Origin of the sequence: Gelidibacter algens (assembly GCF_001678675.1) — a bacterium.
Taxonomy (GTDB): Bacteria; Bacteroidota; Bacteroidia; order Flavobacteriales; family Flavobacteriaceae; genus Gelidibacter; species Gelidibacter algens.
The window spans coordinates 123,205-140,317 of record NZ_LZRN01000007.1; the positions used below are offsets into that span (position 1 = coordinate 123,205).

The window sequence follows — 17,113 nt, forward strand, 5'->3', positions numbered from 1 at the left end:
AAAATAATTTGAAGCCACAAGAAATCGAAAATAAGATTTATGAAATCAGACATCAAAATGTGATGTTGTATTTTGATTTGGCTGAAATGTACCAGACAGAAACACGTGCATTGAAACAAGCTGTAAGACGAAATCTTGAAAGATTTCCAATAGATTTCATGTTTGAACTCAATGAAATAGAAATTGAATCTATGGTATCACAAAATGTGATACCTTCAAAACAACAACTTGGCGGAGCAAAACCTTTCGCCTTTACAGAACAAGGCGTTGCAATGCTCTCAAGCGTATTGAAAAGCAAGATAGCAATTGAAATTAATATTTCAATTATAAGAGCTTTCGTACTTATGAGACAATATGCGTTATCGCATATAGAGTTGAGTGAAAAATTGAATCAGCTCGAAAATACATTCAATAAAAAATTTAATGATGTAGCAGAAGCTTTAAATTTTTTATTGCAAAAGGATCACATAGAAACAGAACAAAAACAACGCAAACCAATAGGTTACAAAAAACAATAAGAACTATGATTTTAGAAATGAAAGTTCCTTCACCAGGAGAGTCCATTACAGAAGTAGAAATTGCTGCATGGTTAGTTGCAGATGGCGATTATGTAGAAAAAGATCAGGCTATTGCTGAGGTAGATAGTGATAAGGCCACTTTAGAGCTTCCTGCTGAAGCAAGTGGAATTATTACCCTTAAAGCAGAAGAAGGTGATGCTGTTGCCGTAGGTGAGGTGGTATGTTTAATTGATACAGACGCTGAAAAACCATCTGGGGGTGACTCAGATTCCAAAAAAGCAGAAGCAACCGAAGAGAAGAAGTCTAAGAGCACAGGTGATGAAGGCTCTGGTGATAAAAATGTTGAAAAGGAACTTTCTAAAGATAAAAAGGAAACTCCTAACAAAGAAGAATCTAAAAAAGCACCTAACCCAGCCGAAAAAACATATGCATCAGGCGTTGCAAGTCCGGCAGCTAAAAAAATATTGGCAGAAAAGAAAATGTCAGCTTCTGAGCTGAGTGGTTCAGGAAAAGATGGTCGCATTACCAAAGATGATGCTGTAAAAGCAGTGCCGTCAATGGGTACGCCAACAGGAGGAAGACGTGGAGAGTCGCGTTCAAGATTATCAATGTTGCGTCGTAAAGTTGCCGAACGTTTGGTATCAGCTAAAAATGAAACCGCAATGTTGACCACTTTTAATGAGGTCGATATGTCTGCGATATTTAAATTGCGTGAAGAATATAAGGAAACCTTCAAAAATAAACATGGTGTTGGTTTAGGCTTTATGAGTTTCTTTACCTTGGCAGCTGTTAGAGCTTTAAAGGAATATCCAACTGTAAACTCCATGATTGATGGTCAGGAAATGATCAGTTTTGATTTTTGTGATATCAGTATTGCTGTTTCAGGTCCAAAAGGATTGATGGTTCCTGTAATCAGAAATGCCGAAAACTTGACGTTCAGGGGTGTTGAAGCTGAGGTAAAACGTTTGGCAATCAGAGCCCGTGACGGACAAATTACGGTAGATGAAATGACCGGTGGAACGTTTACAATCTCTAATGGAGGTGTTTTTGGAAGTATGTTATCTACACCAATTATCAATCCGCCACAAAGTGCCATCTTAGGAATGCATAATATTGTGGAACGTCCTGTAGCCATTGATGGTCATGTAGAGATTAGACCAATTATGTACCTAGCAGTGTCTTATGACCATAGAATTATTGATGGTAAAGAAAGTGTCGGTTTCTTGGTAGCGATTAAAAAGGCCTTAGAAAACCCAACAGAATTATTAATGGATAACGATGTTAAGAGAGCTTTAGAGCTATAGTTACATCGTATAAAAAAGTAAAAAGGGCAACTTAAGTATTTAAGTGCCCTTTTTTTATGAATCAAAAATTAAGATAAATTAACCAAAATGTTTGCGGTAATGATCAATATAGCGCTCAATATCAAACCTATAATTAGGAGCTTGTTGACATTTTTAAAATCATTTTTCATAGATGTTTTAGAGATTTGGTTCTTGTGGATTGGCACCACTAAGAATTTGGGGTTTTAATAAAGTCCAGTAGGGTTTGTAAATTTCGGGATTAAGAAGACGTCAAACAATACGTAGAACTACGTATTTTTAATATAGAAATGGCATAAAATAATAAAGCCCTGAATCAATGACAATCCAGAGCTCTATATAAAAATTCCCCTAAGAATTAATAGCTCTGTAAAATTCGACAATTTAAGAATGCCAAACAATACGTAGAACTACGTATATTTTGATGGATTTATGGCTTTTTTGATTATTTGACAAAAAAAAGCGCACCCTAATACACGGGATGCGCTTTTACAGTTTATTATCTTACCTGACTAACTAAAGAAGCCCACTAAAATGTTCATGGAAATGACTAGAATGGAAGTGATGATTAAACAAAGGGCAAAAAAAGTATTGATAAAACTGAAATTATTTTTCATCATAGCGAATTTTGGGAAAAGCTCTGAATTTTAGATAATCCAGAGCTTTTTTATACTCCTAAAAGAATTGATTAATAGCCTGGTAAAGGTCGCCATTATCTCAATACCGCACAATACGTAGAACTACGTATTTTTATCAAGAAACTGTTCGTTTTCCTTAGCAAAAAGTACTAAGCTGCCTCCTTTTGACTCTAAATCTAGCTTTTTGATGATATGGCTTTTGTGTTTTTCAACCGTTCTGCTTGACGTAAATAAAATGTCACCAATTTCTTTAGCAGTTTTATTTTGAGCAATGAGTCTTAAAACTTCTTTTTCTGACGGCGTCAGTAACCCAAGCTCTTCATGGGCTTCATTAATTTCCAGATATTCGATGAGCTCAGGACTAAAATAAGAGTTGCCTTTTAGAACTGCTGTAATGCAGTTTTCAATTTCTACAAGCGCAAATTCCTTTAGGACATAGCCGTAAATTTCAAGGGTTTTGGCCTGATTGTAGATAGTTTGATCTTTTTCAAAAGTAATGAGGATAATTTTAGTGGGCAGTTTCAGGTGCTGACATTTTTTTGCAATTTCAAGACCTGTCAAAAAGGGCATTTGTATGTCTAAGATGGCGATATCCGGTTTTAAAGATTCAATCAGCTCAAAAGCTTCCTTTCCATTCACGGCACTTCCAACAAGAGTGTATTCTTTCTCTTTTAAAAAATCAGTGAGACCTTTAAGGATAAGGGGATGATCGTCTGCTATAAGGATAGAGGCTTGCATGTGCTATTTAAAACTATAAGGGATGATAAAGATAAGTACTTTATGATTAAAAAAAGGAGAAGGACTACGATTTTAGGTAGACATAACTTTTATCATAATCAATGATGGCTTTTGCTTTTTTTAAAATGTCGGCACCAATAATACCATCCACAGGTTGTGATTTGTAGTTGAGAAGCGCAGTATTGACGTGGCTTAAATTGAAAAGTATCAAAGGCACTTTATCCTGCTTCCACCTACCTATTTTTAGCTTGTTTTTTTTAGAAACCTGAGTCAGCATATCTGTCGCGCCAGCTCCAGCAGCCTTGATTTCAGAATCCTTTGCCTTTAATTTAAATGTCTCAATGCCTTCGAAACCCACGCAAGAGTTGGAAGCTCCTGTATCTAATATAAACAGGCCTTTAACGCCGTTAATGGTTGCTTTAATTTCGAAATGGTTTGTTTTGGTCAATTTTAGCTTGACTTTGATATAGCCCTTGTCAAGCAGGAATTGCTTTAAGCTCGCATCCATAATATGTTCCTGTGTTTCCAACAAATCTACAAAGATCCCAAAAGCTCAGTTGCCAATTTTAACTTAAATTACACTGAAACTGTCTAAGGTTGGATTAAATGCGGAAACGAATTTCTACTGAGATCTAAAATTCGAGCTATAATTGTGCAACTTGGCAAAGAACGTATACTTTTGCACCATGATTGTTACAGATACCCATACCCATTTATATAGTGAGGCTTTTGATGAAGACCGAAAAGCGATGATTAAACGCGCAATTGAAGCCAACGTAAGCCGTTTTTTTATTCCTGCCATAGATTCAACTTATACAGAAGCCATGCTACAGTTGGAAGCTGATTTCCCTGAACATGTATTTTTGATGGCAGGCTTGCATCCCACATCTGTTAAGGACAATTATAAGGACGAATTGCGCCATGTTGAAGGGTTGCTTGCCAAAAGAAAGTTTGTGGCAATTGGAGAGATTGGTATTGATTTGTACTGGGACAAAAGCACGTTATTTATTCAAAAGGAGGCGTTCAAATATCAAATTCAGCTTGCAAAGCGCTATCAATTGCCCATTGTAATTCATTGTAGAGACGCCTTTGAAGAAATTTTTGAAGTTCTGGAAACGGAAAAATCCGCAGATTTACATGGCATTTTTCATTGCTTTACAGGAACTTTGGAACAGGCAAGACGCGCCATTTCCTACAATATGAAATTGGGCATTGGCGGTGTGGTCACTTTCAAAAATGGAGGGATTGATAAGTTTTTAAATGAAATTGACCTTCAGCATATTGTTCTGGAGACTGATTCACCTTATTTAGCACCAAAACCATTTAGAGGGAAGCGCAATGAAAGTGCCCATATTATAAAGGTTTTGGAAAAACTTTCTGAACTCTACGGTCAATCCATACAGAAGATTGCTGAAATTACAACACATAATTCTAAAGCTATTTTTAAAGTCTAAACTATGCCCAACCAACAACCCAACATCTTATTGATATATACTGGAGGTACCATTGGTATGATCAAGCACGCTGAGTCTGGTGCTTTAAAAGCGTTCGATTTTAGTAATTTACTAAAGAAAATACCAGAATTGAAGCTGTTGGATTGTAAGATTACAACCCTTTCTTTTGAGGAGCCTATTGATTCTTCTAATATGAATCCGCAATATTGGATCCAAATAGCTGAAATTATTGAGGAAAATTATGAAGCGTTTGATGGCTTTGTAGTATTGCACGGTAGTGATACCATGAGTTATACTGCCTCTGCGTTGAGTTTTATGCTTGAGAATTTGGCAAAACCAGTTATTTTGACAGGATCTCAATTGCCAATTGGCGATTTACGTACCGATGCCAAGGAGAACCTTATTACGTCAATACAAATGGCGTCTTTGCAGTACCATGGTAAACCCGTAATAAAGGAAGTTGGTCTTTATTTTGAATACAAACTTTATAGGGGAAACAGGACCACTAAAATCAACGCAGAACATTTTGAGGCTTTTGAATCCTTAAATTATCCTGACTTGGCAGAGTCTGGTGTGCACTTAAAGGTGTCAAAAGAGCACCTCTTTAAGCCCAATACCCGAAAGAAATTTGTGGTTCATAGGCAGCTTGAGAATAATGTTGCATTGATTAAAATGTTTCCAGGCATTTCAAAACCAGTGTTGGAGTGCATGTTTTCTTCTCCATATATCAAAGGCATTATATTGGAAACGTATGGTGCAGGAAATACCACCACCGAAGATTGGTTCATTGATCTTATAAAGCATACCATAAAAAAGAGTATTCCTGTTATTAATGTCACGCAATGTTCTGGAGGAAGTGTCAATATGGGGCAGTATGAAACGAGCTCTCAATTAAAAAATATGGGTGTAATTTCAGGAAAAGACATTACAACTGAGGCCGCAGTGACTAAATTGATGTATATGTTGGGAGAAAAAATTTCTGCTAAAACCTTCAAAACCATCTTTGAAACCTCATTGAGAGGAGAAATGTCTTAAAATTAACGCTCAAAATTTTTTGGCGTAAAAGATTTTTTCGTTATTTGGCAAAGCAATTGAGCTGTAAATTTTAGAGAGGTGGCCGAGCGGTCGAAGGCGCACGCCTGGAAAGCGTGTATACCTCAAAAGGGTATCGAGGGTTCGAATCCCTTCCTCTCTGCAATTTAATTTTGAAATAATAGGTGTTGTTTCTTATTAAAGTCCACCTATTTACTTGAAGTTATTTTGCTTTACAGGGGGTGAGATTAAAGATTTAGTTCAACTTTAAATCATTTAGACTCTTCTGCATTTTTATTTTTTAATTGCAATTTTTTTATATCTTTAACACTTTAACTAATAAAATTAAGATCAGAACAATGAAAAGACTATTTTCTATCCTAGCCATCGCAGGAATCATGGCTTTCGGAACTGTAAGTGCAAATAACTATGCGGCTACAGCGTCAATGGCAACTACAACCGTTGCATCAGTAACACAAGATGACGAGACTATGGCTCCGGCTGCAGACGACGAACTTGGGTTTCATCAAGAATTAAAGAAACGTTTTATTGAAGGTGGCCCAGGCTTTATGGGTATTGTATTGCTTTGTTTAATTTTAGGACTTGCGATTGCCATTGAAAGAATTATCTTTTTAAATTTATCAACTACAAATACTAAAAAATTAGTTCAAAATGTAGAAGATGCATTACAATCTGGTGGTATTGAAGCTGCCAAAGAAGTTTGTAGAAATACAAAAGGACCTGTTGCTTCCATCTATTACCAAGGTTTGGATAGGGCAGATCACGATTTGGATGCTGCTGAGAAAGCTGTTGTTGCTTATGGTGGTGTACAAATGGGTCAGTTAGAGAAAAACGTGTCCTGGATTTCATTGTTTATTGCCTTGGCTCCAATGCTTGGGTTCATGGGTACTGTAATTGGTATGATCCAAGCCTTTGATAAAATTGAAGCTGCTGGAGATATGAATCCTTCACTTGTTGCTGGTGGTATTAAAGTAGCACTTTTAACAACGGTATTTGGTCTTATTGTGGCAATTATTCTTCAAGTGTTTTACAATTACATCATTGCAAAAATTGATAGTATTGTGAACGATATGGAAGATGCATCTATCACGTTGATGGATATGCTTGTGAGATACAAAAGATAAACCGCACAATTAAAGAAAATTATGAAATTACACAAAATATTAAAAATAGTAGCGGCGCTTTTAGGCCTTGCGGGTGTCATCTTTTTAGTGATGATTATCTCTGAGGGTGATGATGCAATCAAAGCTGCAGCTCTTGATGGCGACAGTGCCATTATAGACCCAATGGCTTATGTAACTTACATTATTTTTGCACTGACCTTAGCTTTCGTTTTGTTTTTCGTACTGCAAAATCTGTTTACTCATACAGATTCTTTAAAGAGTACGTTAATAGGCGTAGGGGCTTTTGCAGCTGTATTGGTGATATCTTACGTGGTGTCTAGTGGCTCTGATGCTGGTGATTATATGTATAATGGAATTCCAGCTACAGAAAATGAATCACATTTAGTTGGTGCAGGCTTAATGGCATTTTACATTCTTATCGTAGGTGCCGCCATAGCGATGCTATTATCAGGAATCAAAAAAATAACTAAGTAATTATGGCAAAAAGATCAGCACCCGAAGTTAATGCAGGATCCATGGCTGATATTGCATTCTTACTTTTAATCTTTTTCTTGGTAACAACAACCATTGAAACAGATACGGGTTTAAACAGGAAATTACCTCCTATTGATGATACAGAGGTTGAACCACCTATTATCAAGGAGAAGAATATTTTTACAGTGTACATCAACAAATTCAATCAACTTTTGGTTGAAGATCAGGTTATGCCACTTGAAGATTTGAGAAAATCAGCGGTTGCATTTTTAGACAATGGTGGTGGCACTGGCCCTGATGCCTGTACTTACTGCAATGGTAAAAGAGATCCGAAATCATCTGACAATCCCGATAAAGCCATTATTTCATTAAAGAATGATCGCGAGACTAAGTATTCCACATACATATCGGTTCAAAATGAATTGGTAGCGGCTTACAATCAGTTAAGAGATACTAGAGCTATGGAACTTTATGGGAAGACCTTAAAGGAAATGGAAGCCAACTATGGCGATGTCAATTGGATAGGGAATAAAGAGAAACTTCAAGAAAAAATCGAAAAGATTAAAATTGAATATCCCCAGAAACTATCAGAAGTTCAATAATAATTTAGAAAAAAAGCAATATGGCCAAATTTAATAAAAAGAAATCAGGCGATTTACCAGCAATAAATACAGCATCGTTACCTGATATTGTATTTATGCTATTGTTCTTTTTTATGGTGGCAACTACCATGCGTGAAACGACATTGGTAGTACAAAACAAATTACCTTACGCTGACCAGGTTGAAAAACTCGATAAAAAAGACTTGGTTATGTATATTTATATTGGACAACCTACAGAGAAATTTCAAAGTAAATTTGGCAAAGAATCTCGTATCCAGTTAAATGATAAGTTTGCTGATTTAACCGATATTAGAGCTTTTATTGCGTCTGAAAGAGCCTCAAAAAGAGAAGAGCTTGTTCCGTTTTTGACCGTTGCTCTAAAAGTAGACGAAGATGCCAATATGGGTTTGGTTGGAGATGTAAAGCAGGAGCTTAGAAAAGAGAACGCACTGAAAATAAATTACACTACAAGAAAAGGTGAAATTTCAGGAAATAAGATGAACTAAAATTATTAGTTAAATAGTCTCAAAAGCATCCTAATATATTAGGGTGCTTTTTTTTATTGCCCTAAATTTATATGTGCGGCAATATAAATTATATTTGTAGTATGAAGAGCTCTATTCTAATTCTTGTATTCTGTGGTGTGGCATCAACTTTAATTGCACAACAGCCTAAAGATTCTACTGTTGTGGACAACAGATATAGAGAAGATCAATTCTATTTTTCGTTAACCTACAATCTGCTTGGTAAAATACCTGATGGCCTTAAGCAAAGCGGGTTTTCCACCGGAGTTCATTTTGGTGCCATTAGAGATATGCCTATCAATGAGCGCCGAAACAAGGCTATTGGGATTGGATTGGGGCTTTCTACAAACTCCTATAATCAGAACATACTTATCTCGCAAGATGCAGATGGAGCGTATATGTATCAAGTTATCAATGAGAGTGAAATTACCGTCAAAAGGAACAAGTTTACGACCTACGCCATAGAAGCGCCTTTACAATACAGATGGCGCACCTCTACAGCCAGAGAGTATAAGTTTTGGCGTATTTATACAGGGCTAAAATTAGGCTATGTTTTTTATGATACATCCAAATTTGGTGGTAGCATTGCAGATATTAAGATCAAGAATAACAATGATTTTGAAAAGTTCCAATATGGTCTCACTTTAAGTGCAGGCTATTCTACATGGAATTTTCATGTCTATTATGGTCTGAATTCTATTTTCAAGGAGTCTGCGCAGCTCAATGGCAAAGTAATAGACATGAACAGCATTAAGGTTGGGTTGATGTTTTATGTGCTTTAACACAGTGATTGATCTGGCGCTCCATGAAGATCTATTAATTGTTAGCCTAAATAACTTTTGAAATGCGAGCCTCTATAGTTTCTTTCTACTACAACCAATAGTTCAATAGTACCAACTGCGGTAATAAGCCCACAAAAAAACCGATGAGAAGTTCCATATTGGTATGTGCTTTTAAGTGCAATCTTGATGTTGCAATGGCGCCAATGATAATGCACATTAAGGCAATGGTACCGTTGATGTTGATTTTAAAATGAATGCTCAGCGCTACGGCAAACATAAAAAAGCCTGCACTGGCAATCATATGAATACTGGCCTTGAGTTTAAAGAGTGCTAAAAATAAGCAGGTAAGCGTAGAGAAGAGAATACCTAAATAGAAATAATACAGTTCAGGTATCTCATAATATGGCAATACCCTGTTTAAGATCAAAATAATGATCAAGACGTTCAGTAGTAAGGGGATGATGCGTTCTTTGGTCGATTTGAGATGTAAGGAGTCGACTTTTTTAATCGTTTTGAGCAGAAAATATAAGAGTACGGGCAAAATGAGGGTTAAAATCGTAATTGAAAACACCTTAGCTTTCATCACAGGATCAGGAATGAACCGTGGTGTTTTTGAGAAATAAAAAAGCACCCCAAGTAAGGGCATGATCAATGGGTGAAAGATGTAGGAGATACTCTTTAAAAGATAGTGTATCATATTTTTTTTCGTAATCTCGCCACAGGAATGTCCAGTTGTTCTCTGTATTTGGCAACTGTGCGTCTTGCAATAGGATAGCCTCTTTCCAATAATATAGACGCCAATTTTTCATCAGTAAGTGGTTTGCGCTTATTTTCTTCTTCAAGTACCGTTTCTAATATTTTTTTAATTTCGCGCGTAGAAACTTCTTCACCTTGGTCATTGGTCATCGACTCTGAAAAGAATTCTTTTATTAATTTAGTACCATAAGGCGTGTCTGCATATTTGCTGTTTGCTACGCGAGAAACAGTAGATACATCCATTCCAATTTCGTCGGCAATATCCTTCAAAATCATCGGTTTCAGCTTACGCTCATCTCCAGATAAAAAAAACTCCTTTTGATAGTGCATAATAGAGCTCATGGTTACAAATAAGGTTTGCTGGCGTTGTTTGATGGCCTCAATAAACCATTTGGCAGCGTCCAGCTTTTGTTTGATGAACATAACAGCATCCTTTTGCGATTTAGACTTGTCCTTCGCTTCCTTATAGCCCTTCATCATATTGCTGTACTCTCGTGATACGTGCAATTCGGGTGCATTTCTACCATTTAGGGTAAGCTCTAGGTCGCCATCAACAATGCGAATTGCAAAATCAGGGACAATATGTTCCACAATGCGGTTATTTCCTGAATAGGAACCTCCCGGTTTAGGGTTCAAATGTTCTATTTCATCAATGGCATCTTTGAGTTGCAACTCAGTAATGTCAAACTTCTGAATTAATTTTTTGTAATGCTTTTTGGTGAATTGATCAAAGGCATTGTCAATAATTTGAGTGGCCAATTCTACATCCGGGTTCTTTTCCCTGCGATGCAATTGAATACTCAAACATTCTTGAAGATTACGGGCGCCAACACCGGCAGGGTCCAATTGATGTACCACACGAAGCACTTTTTCTATTGACTTTTCATCTGTAAACACGTTTTGTGTAAAAGCCAAATCGTCAGTAATATCAGCCAATGAACGTCTAATATAGCCGCTCTCATCAACACTACCCACTAAAAATTCAGCAATATCACGTTCATCATCGCTCAATCTATATGTGTTGAGTTGGTTGGTTAAGTATTGTGTAAACGAGGTTCCGGCAGCAAAAGGGATGTCTTTATCCTCATCATCTGCACTATAATTATTGGCTTGTGTTCTATAATCGGGAATATCGTCATCACTCAAATACTCGTCAACATTGATGTCTTCACCAATTTGTTCGTTTTCTTCGTAATCATCTTGGGTATTATCAAACTCATCAAATTTATCGTCAAATTCTTCCGTTTCATTTCCAGACTCCAAGGCTGGATTTTCTTCCATTTCCTGCTTTAAACGTTGTTCAAATGCTTGCGTAGGCAACTGGATCAGCTTCATCAACTGAATCTGTTGCGGCGACAACTTTTGTGATAATTTGAACTGTAAAAACTGCTTAAGCATAGAATAATAGTATTAACTTTAAAAATAGAAAAAACAATCTATATAAGTAATAAATGTAGATTGTTTTGTGAAATATTTACATTTTATAGACCTGACAGTCCCCAAGCTATAGGATTGTCAGGTACAAGTGCTATTTAAAAATCGGCATTTTGAGGGGTTCTTGGAAATGGAATAACGTCACGTATGTTGCCCATACCTGTCACAAACATTACCAAGCGCTCAAAACCAAGTCCAAAACCAGAATGTACTGCAGTACCGTATTTACGTAAATCAAGATACCACCACAACTCTTCTTCATCTATTTCCAACGCTTTCATTTTTTCTTTAAGAACTTCCAAACGTTCTTCACGTTGCGAGCCTCCAACCATTTCTCCAATTCCTGGGAAAAGGATATCCATAGCGCGAACGGTCTTCCCATCTTCATTAAGACGCATGTAGAATGCTTTGATGTTTGCTGGATAATCAAATATAATCACAGGGCGTTTAAAATGTTTTTCAACCAAAAACCGTTCGTGCTCACTTTGAAGATCAGCACCCCATTCTTCAATAATATAGTTGAATTGCTTCTTTTTATTTGGTTTAGAATTCTTTAAAATATCAATCGCTTCTGTATAGCTTACACGTTTAAAGTTGTTGTCAACAACAAATTTCAGTTTTTCAATCAGGCTCATTTCTGAACGCTCGGCTTGAGGTTTTGTTTTTTCTTCTTCCAATAAACGTTGTTCCAGGAATTCCAAGTCTTCTCGGTTATGCTCCAAAATATATTCGAGAACCGATTTCATAAAATCTTCAGCCAAATCCATATTGCCTGCCAAATCCATAAAGGCAACCTCTGGCTCAATCATCCAGAATTCTGCCAAATGGCGAGATGTATTAGAGTTCTCAGCTCTAAATGTTGGTCCAAAAGTATACACTTTACCCAATGACATGGCGTAGGCTTCAGCTTCCAACTGTCCGGAAACCGTTAAATTGGTTTCTTTCCCGAAGAAGTCTTCTTTATAATCAACTTTCCCATCTTCAGTTAATGGTGGATTTTTAGGATCCAATCCTGTAACACGAAACATTTCTCCCGCACCCTCTGCATCACTGCCCGTTATAATTGGAGTGTGCATATAGTAGAAGCCGTTGTCATTAAAATATTTATGAATGGCAAATGATAATGTTGAACGCAAACGCATCACGGCACTGAAGGTATTGGTTCTGGTACGTAAGTGCGCATTTTCACGTAAAAACTCAAAAGAATGTTTCTTAGGTTGAATAGGGTAGGTTTCAGGATCAGAATCACCCAAAATAGTAATTTGCTCTACCTTAATTTCAACAGATTGGCCTTTGCCTTGACTTTCAGTCAATTGGCCTTTTATATGAACTGCAGCACCGGTGGTAATGCGTTTTAAAATTTTCTCGTCAGTGTTTTCAAAGTCTACCACACACTGTATATTTTGAAGGGATGATCCGTCATTTAAAGCAATAAAACGATTCGCTCTAAAAGTTCTTACCCAACCCTTGATGTCAATGTCTTCCGATTTGAAATCGGCCTTTAATAGTTCTGCAACAGTTTTTGATGTCATCGTCATAAATTTAAGTGTGCAAAGATAAAAAAAGCTTGTTGCTTTCAATCTTTAAAATATCAAAAAGCAAATTTAGAATGCCATTCTCAAAAAGGCTTAATAGCGTGATAGATTCCTAATTAAAATCTTTGAGCGCAAAGAGTGGATACCTTAGTGTTATTTATGATCAGAATACATCTATTTAAAATACAGTGAGGCTCAGTTTCAATTTGAAACAAAAAATCCCCTTTAGAGGGGAGTTTTTAGATAAACTATGTCAATGTTTTTCTTGTCAATTTTTTGTAATGCGTTTTGTGGCAAAACCTTGGTCTGTAAATACTTTTAGTAGATACATGCCAGAATTAAGGGTTTCAATATTAAGAGACGTGTTTAAGGCTTGTAATTTTTGTTGTAAAACTAACCGACCGGTTACATCATACAAACTGGTGTTGGCTTCGGTATACTCGCTTAGTGTAATGTTCAGGATGTTTTTTACTGGATTAGGGTAAACAGTTATAAAATTCGAGTCACTTAAGTCCTTTAAATTCATAGTGCTATCAGAATAGTAGTAGGTGGTTTTAGCAGCCGTTAACCATACTGTGCTATCATAGATGCTAAATAAATTTGTTAATACCTTGTTGATGTGAGGAAAATCTTCAATACCGAGGTCATAAAAATATGCATCCCTATTGAAAGGATTGAAATAGTTGGACATCAGTTTTGAACTGTCATAAGTATATTCATTTTTGTAACTTGGATCCCAATTAATGCCGTCATCTGACTCTGAAAATATTTCAGAGGTTATTCCTTTTGAGTCTATAGTATAATTGCTTTTGTCTTCATTTTTCCATTTGGTTCCATCCCATGCTTGATAAATAACTTCTTCAATTTTTCCCGTTGTAGCATTTCTGATATACATAGTTTTGTCTGAAAGCGTCCAAATATTATTGATAAGCTCCTCCGTAATAACCTCTGATATCTTGCCTGAGTTATAGGTTACGGCACCTCTTTCATTGAAAATCCATTGTCCCCCAATCCAATCGTAAGAATTAAAGGTGTCAATATTATTTGCGACATACATAAAATCTGATTTGTAATCCGGAGTCCATGCGCCATTTAGCCACTCGTAACTGATTTGGCCAGTTAGTTTGTTATTGGTATAAATTGTAACATTTCTGTAATTGTAGGTCCATTGATTGGTTGATGAATTCCAGTTGGAATATACATCTTCAGTTAAATTCCCATTGGAATCATAGGTGTACTCTTCTTTTGAGCTTAATATCCAGGAGCTGGTATCCCAATAGTAAAGCTCAGTTTTTTTTTGCTGGCCATTTGGGTTGTAAGTGTATTCTTCTTTGCTGCTTAAAAGATAAGATTCTGTTGAAGCATCATAGGATTCGACCGTTATATAATTAAGAGATTCTTGACCTTGGGTTGTAGTCAAGCATAAAAACAAAGTGAAGGTCAGGAAAAGTAATTGTTGTTTCATAATTTATGGTTTTATCGGTTTTGTAAAAAGTTGACAATAACATAAATGCGCAATAACCTGCTTTAAATCACTATGGTAGAATTGTATTGGGGCTATGTAAATATATAAAAAAAACATCAATTACATCACGTGTGCAGAATTCCATTATAAAATAGAAAACGATCGACTTCGATCGCTAAGTGGATGAACATAGGATGACCTAATTTTTTAGCTAGTTTTGTTGCCATTAACTATAGTCATAGTATTGTAATGTTAAATTTTGGAGGTTGTGTCTTCTTCTGAATCATCTTCATCAGGAATAATTTTTATAGAAGGCTCTTTCAATGTTTCTTTGTTGGCTATACTTTTTTCTAAGGACAGTAATAAAGATGGCAACAAGAGTAGATTGGATAACATAGCGAATAATAGCGTCGCAGAAACTAAAGCTCCAAGAGCGACGGTGCCTCCAAAACTAGAAAGTGTAAATACTGAAAACCCGAAGAACAACACAATAGAGGTATAAAACATGCTCACACCAGTTTCACGCAGTGCACCATAGACTGATTTTTTGATTTTCCAATTGTTGGCTTGCAGTTCCTGACGGTATTTGGCCAAAAAATGGATGGTATCATCTACTGAAATACCAAATGCAATACTAAACACCAAAATTGTAGAGGGTTTTATAGGGACGCCTAAATAGCCCATCAACCCTGCAGTAATTACCAGTGGTAACAAGTTTGGAATCAATGACACCACGATCATCCTGAGGGATCTGAACATATAGGCCATAAATAGCGCAATCAATAGAATGGCAAGCGATAGGGAAATGGCTAAATTTTTGACCAAATATGTCGTCCCTTTTTGGAATACCAAGGCTTTTCCCGTAATGATGACGTTAAATTTTTCGGCAGGGAATAATTTATTGATTTCTGTTTGAAGGTTCTCTTCAATACGTTCCATTTTATCCGTCCCAATATCTTTCATAAAGGTGGTGATACGCGCATAACGTCCCGTGCTGTCCACAAAACTCTTTAAGAGATCAGCCTCTGTGCTGGAATTTTTTGCATAAGATAAAATGAAACTGTTCTCTTGGCTTGTGGGTAATTGATAGTATTTTGGATTACCGTTATAATACGCCTGTTTGGAATATTTGACCAAACTGACTACAGAAACTGGGCGAGAGAGTTGGGGTGTTTCAAAAATGAGTTCCTCTAGCTCATTCATGCGTTTGAGCGTGCTCAATTTCATGACCCCTTTTTTACGCTTGGTATCAATCATGATTTCTAAGGGCATAATCCCGTTGAACTCGCTTTCGAAAAAGCGGATATCCTTAAAAAACTCAGTGTTTTTTGGCATGTCTTCAATAAGACTACCCGATATCTTTATTTGTGAAATCCCGATTAAACTCACCGTTAATAAACTAACTGCCACAAGATAGATGGTGATGCGTCGCTCTTTGACCATTCGCGACATCCAATTAACAAAACCGCTTGTCCAACGACGGTTGAGATGGTTTAAATGGCGGTCTTTAGGGTGGGGTAAAAAGGTGTAAATTATAGGAATGATGAGAATAGATAGCACGAAAATAGAAATAATGCTTAAGGATGCCACAACCCCAAACTCTTTTAATAAAGTGCTTTGCGTGAATATGAATGTTGCAAACCCAGATGCTGTGGTAACATTTGTCATTAAGGTAGCATTTCCAATCTTCGTAATGACACGTTGTAGAGATTTCACTTTATTACCATGAAGTTTTACCTCACGTTGGTACTTGTTGATCAGAAAAATACAATTTGGAATACCAATAACTATGATTAGGGGCGGAATTAGTGCTGTGAGCACATTAATTTCATAGCCTAGTAGCCCAATGATACCAAACGTCCACATTACCCCAAAAGACACCACAACCAAAGCTATAAGTGTTGCCCTAAAAGATCTGAAAAATAAAAAGAAAATAAAAGATGTTACAAAAAGGGCGGCACCAATGAACATACCAATTTCACCCATAATATTTTTTGAATTCAGGGTCCTGATGTAAGGCATCCCTGAAACCCTAACGTCTAAATTGTATTCGTTTTCAAAAGTTTTGACATTGGTTTCTAAGATATCAATTATAAAATCTTTTCTTGCTGCGGTATTGACAATGTCTTTTTTAAGATAAATAGCGGTTCTTATAGTGCGCGTTTCTTTGTTAAAAAGAAAGTTATCATAAAACGGATATTGTTGAAATAATTGTTTTTGTAAAGTGTCAATCTCTTCTAACGAAGTCAACGAATCCTTAATAAAAGGTTCCATATCAAATTTTTGCTCCTCAGTATTCTTAACGAGTTTCTGTAGGTCTTTTATCGAGAGAACAGTTTCAACTTCGTCATAATACTTGAAGCTTTCAGAAAGCCTATTCCAAGCGTTGAATTTTTTAACCGTAAAAAGAGAGGGATCCTTAACACCAATGACAATCAGATTGCCTTCCTCCCCAAAAATATCAAGGAATTTATTGTAAGTAATATTGACTTCATGATCGTTAGGAAGGAGGTTGGCTTCCGTAAAAGCAAAACGCATATTTTTCCATTGAGAACTGAGAAAAAGCGTGGTTAAGACGATAAGGACTAGTATGATGATTTTGTTGCGCAATATCAATCGCGCAACAACTTCCCAAAAACCTTTTGTAGACAGTTTAGACATAGCAAATTTTACTGCCGCAAAGGTAGAAAAAAC

The 17,113-nt window shown here is 36.4% G+C and carries 16 protein-coding genes and 1 tRNA gene; 10 read left to right on the forward strand and 7 right to left on the reverse strand.

Translation table 11 applies throughout. The features are described 5' to 3' along the window. Window positions 1-8: 8 nt before the first annotated feature. Window positions 9-518 (forward strand): ORF6N domain-containing protein, encoded by a 510-nt coding sequence (locus tag A9996_RS05120; protein WP_083993852.1) that lies wholly within the window; start codon window positions 9-11, stop codon window positions 516-518. A 5-nt stretch (window positions 519-523) separates the two neighbouring features. After that, window positions 524-1,822, forward strand: coding sequence for a 2-oxoglutarate dehydrogenase complex dihydrolipoyllysine-residue succinyltransferase (gene odhB / locus A9996_RS05125; RefSeq protein ID WP_066431799.1), 1,299 nt, complete (start codon window positions 524-526; stop codon window positions 1,820-1,822). Between the two features lie 758 nt (window positions 1,823-2,580). Here odhB and A9996_RS05130 read toward each other — a convergent pair. Together A9996_RS05130 and A9996_RS05135 are read right to left on the reverse strand one after the other, a co-directional pair. Beyond that, complete coding sequence (locus tag A9996_RS05130) at window positions 2,581-3,216, reverse strand: response regulator transcription factor (RefSeq protein ID WP_066431803.1); 636 nt, start codon at window positions 3,214-3,216, stop codon at window positions 2,581-2,583. Between the two features lie 64 nt (window positions 3,217-3,280). Then, window positions 3,281-3,724, reverse strand: coding sequence for a retropepsin-like aspartic protease (locus A9996_RS05135; protein WP_066431916.1), 444 nt, complete (start codon window positions 3,722-3,724; stop codon window positions 3,281-3,283). A 178-nt stretch (window positions 3,725-3,902) separates the two neighbouring features. On the opposite strand from A9996_RS05135, the gene A9996_RS05140 reads away from it, so the two are divergent. From A9996_RS05140 to A9996_RS05175, 8 genes are all read left to right on the forward strand, one after another. Beyond that, window positions 3,903-4,670, forward strand: coding sequence for a TatD family hydrolase (locus A9996_RS05140; protein ID WP_066431806.1), 768 nt, complete (start codon window positions 3,903-3,905; stop codon window positions 4,668-4,670). 3 nt (window positions 4,671-4,673) lie between these two features. Then, a complete protein-coding gene (locus A9996_RS05145) occupies window positions 4,674-5,705 on the forward strand; it encodes an asparaginase (RefSeq protein WP_066431809.1) in 1,032 nt (343 codons plus the stop codon). Window positions 5,706-5,777: 72 nt separating this feature from the next. After that, a tRNA-Ser gene (locus A9996_RS05150) sits at window positions 5,778-5,865 on the forward strand. Between the two features lie 196 nt (window positions 5,866-6,061). Next, entirely contained in the window at window positions 6,062-6,847 is a 786-nt protein-coding gene (locus tag A9996_RS05155) for a MotA/TolQ/ExbB proton channel family protein (RefSeq protein ID WP_066431819.1), read from the forward strand. A 21-nt stretch (window positions 6,848-6,868) separates the two neighbouring features. Continuing rightward, window positions 6,869-7,321, forward strand: a complete 453-nt coding sequence (locus A9996_RS05160) for a hypothetical protein (protein ID WP_066431822.1) — start codon at window positions 6,869-6,871, stop codon at window positions 7,319-7,321. A gap of 2 nt (window positions 7,322-7,323) precedes the next feature. Next, the gene (locus A9996_RS05165) at window positions 7,324-7,923 is read left to right on the forward strand and encodes an ExbD/TolR family protein (protein ID WP_066431825.1); all 600 of its coding nucleotides are present in this window, start codon (window positions 7,324-7,326) and stop codon (window positions 7,921-7,923) included. A 20-nt stretch (window positions 7,924-7,943) separates the two neighbouring features. Continuing rightward, window positions 7,944-8,429 (forward strand): ExbD/TolR family protein, encoded by a 486-nt coding sequence (locus A9996_RS05170; protein ID WP_066431828.1) that lies wholly within the window; start codon window positions 7,944-7,946, stop codon window positions 8,427-8,429. A 101-nt stretch (window positions 8,430-8,530) separates the two neighbouring features. Beyond that, entirely contained in the window at window positions 8,531-9,229 is a 699-nt protein-coding gene (locus tag A9996_RS05175; protein WP_066431834.1) for a porin family protein, read from the forward strand. Between the two features lie 88 nt (window positions 9,230-9,317). On the opposite strand, the gene A9996_RS05180 is transcribed toward A9996_RS05175, so the two are convergent. The 5 genes from A9996_RS05180 to A9996_RS05200 all read right to left on the reverse strand — a co-directional run bounded on the left by A9996_RS05180 (window position 9,318) and on the right by A9996_RS05200 (window position 17,080). Further along, a complete protein-coding gene (locus A9996_RS05180) occupies window positions 9,318-9,926 on the reverse strand; it encodes a hypothetical protein (RefSeq protein ID WP_066431843.1) in 609 nt (202 codons plus the stop codon). Then, complete coding sequence (gene rpoN, locus A9996_RS05185) at window positions 9,923-11,383, reverse strand: RNA polymerase factor sigma-54 (protein WP_066431845.1); 1,461 nt, start codon at window positions 11,381-11,383, stop codon at window positions 9,923-9,925. Before rpoN ends, A9996_RS05180 begins: the two co-directional genes overlap by 4 nt. Window positions 11,384-11,517: 134 nt before the next feature. Beyond that, the gene (asnS, locus tag A9996_RS05190) at window positions 11,518-12,951 is read right to left on the reverse strand and encodes an asparagine--tRNA ligase (protein WP_066431848.1); all 1,434 of its coding nucleotides are present in this window, start codon (window positions 12,949-12,951) and stop codon (window positions 11,518-11,520) included. A gap of 271 nt (window positions 12,952-13,222) precedes the next feature. Continuing rightward, window positions 13,223-14,419 (reverse strand): T9SS type A sorting domain-containing protein, encoded by a 1,197-nt coding sequence (locus tag A9996_RS05195; protein ID WP_066431850.1) that lies wholly within the window; start codon window positions 14,417-14,419, stop codon window positions 13,223-13,225. 252 nt (window positions 14,420-14,671) lie between these two features. Beyond that, on the reverse strand, window positions 14,672-17,080 hold the full coding sequence (locus A9996_RS05200) for an efflux RND transporter permease subunit (protein ID WP_066431853.1): 2,409 nt from the start codon (window positions 17,078-17,080) through the stop codon (window positions 14,672-14,674). Window positions 17,081-17,113: the final 33 nt, after the last annotated feature.

Coding starts and splice junctions, on each gene's coding strand:
- asnS (WP_066431848.1), bottom strand. CDS start 12,951: ATGACATCAAAAACTGTTGCAGAACTATTAAAGGCCGATTTCAAATCG.
- A9996_RS05180 (WP_066431843.1), bottom strand. CDS start 9,926: ATGATACACTATCTTTTAAAGAGTATCTCCTACATCTTTCACCCATTG.
- A9996_RS05145 (WP_066431809.1), top strand. CDS start 4,674: ATGCCCAACCAACAACCCAACATCTTATTGATATATACTGGAGGTACC.
- odhB (WP_066431799.1), top strand. CDS start 524: ATGATTTTAGAAATGAAAGTTCCTTCACCAGGAGAGTCCATTACAGAA.
- A9996_RS05200 (WP_066431853.1), bottom strand. CDS start 17,080: ATGTCTAAACTGTCTACAAAAGGTTTTTGGGAAGTTGTTGCGCGATTG.
- A9996_RS05140 (WP_066431806.1), top strand. CDS start 3,903: ATGATTGTTACAGATACCCATACCCATTTATATAGTGAGGCTTTTGAT.
- A9996_RS05170 (WP_066431828.1), top strand. CDS start 7,944: ATGGCCAAATTTAATAAAAAGAAATCAGGCGATTTACCAGCAATAAAT.
- A9996_RS05130 (WP_066431803.1), bottom strand. CDS start 3,216: ATGCAAGCCTCTATCCTTATAGCAGACGATCATCCCCTTATCCTTAAA.
- A9996_RS05175 (WP_066431834.1), top strand. CDS start 8,531: ATGAAGAGCTCTATTCTAATTCTTGTATTCTGTGGTGTGGCATCAACT.
- A9996_RS05160 (WP_066431822.1), top strand. CDS start 6,869: ATGAAATTACACAAAATATTAAAAATAGTAGCGGCGCTTTTAGGCCTT.
- A9996_RS05135 (WP_066431916.1), bottom strand. CDS start 3,724: ATGGATGCGAGCTTAAAGCAATTCCTGCTTGACAAGGGCTATATCAAA.
- rpoN (WP_066431845.1), bottom strand. CDS start 11,383: ATGCTTAAGCAGTTTTTACAGTTCAAATTATCACAAAAGTTGTCGCCG.
- A9996_RS05155 (WP_066431819.1), top strand. CDS start 6,062: ATGAAAAGACTATTTTCTATCCTAGCCATCGCAGGAATCATGGCTTTC.
- A9996_RS05165 (WP_066431825.1), top strand. CDS start 7,324: ATGGCAAAAAGATCAGCACCCGAAGTTAATGCAGGATCCATGGCTGAT.
- A9996_RS05195 (WP_066431850.1), bottom strand. CDS start 14,419: ATGAAACAACAATTACTTTTCCTGACCTTCACTTTGTTTTTATGCTTG.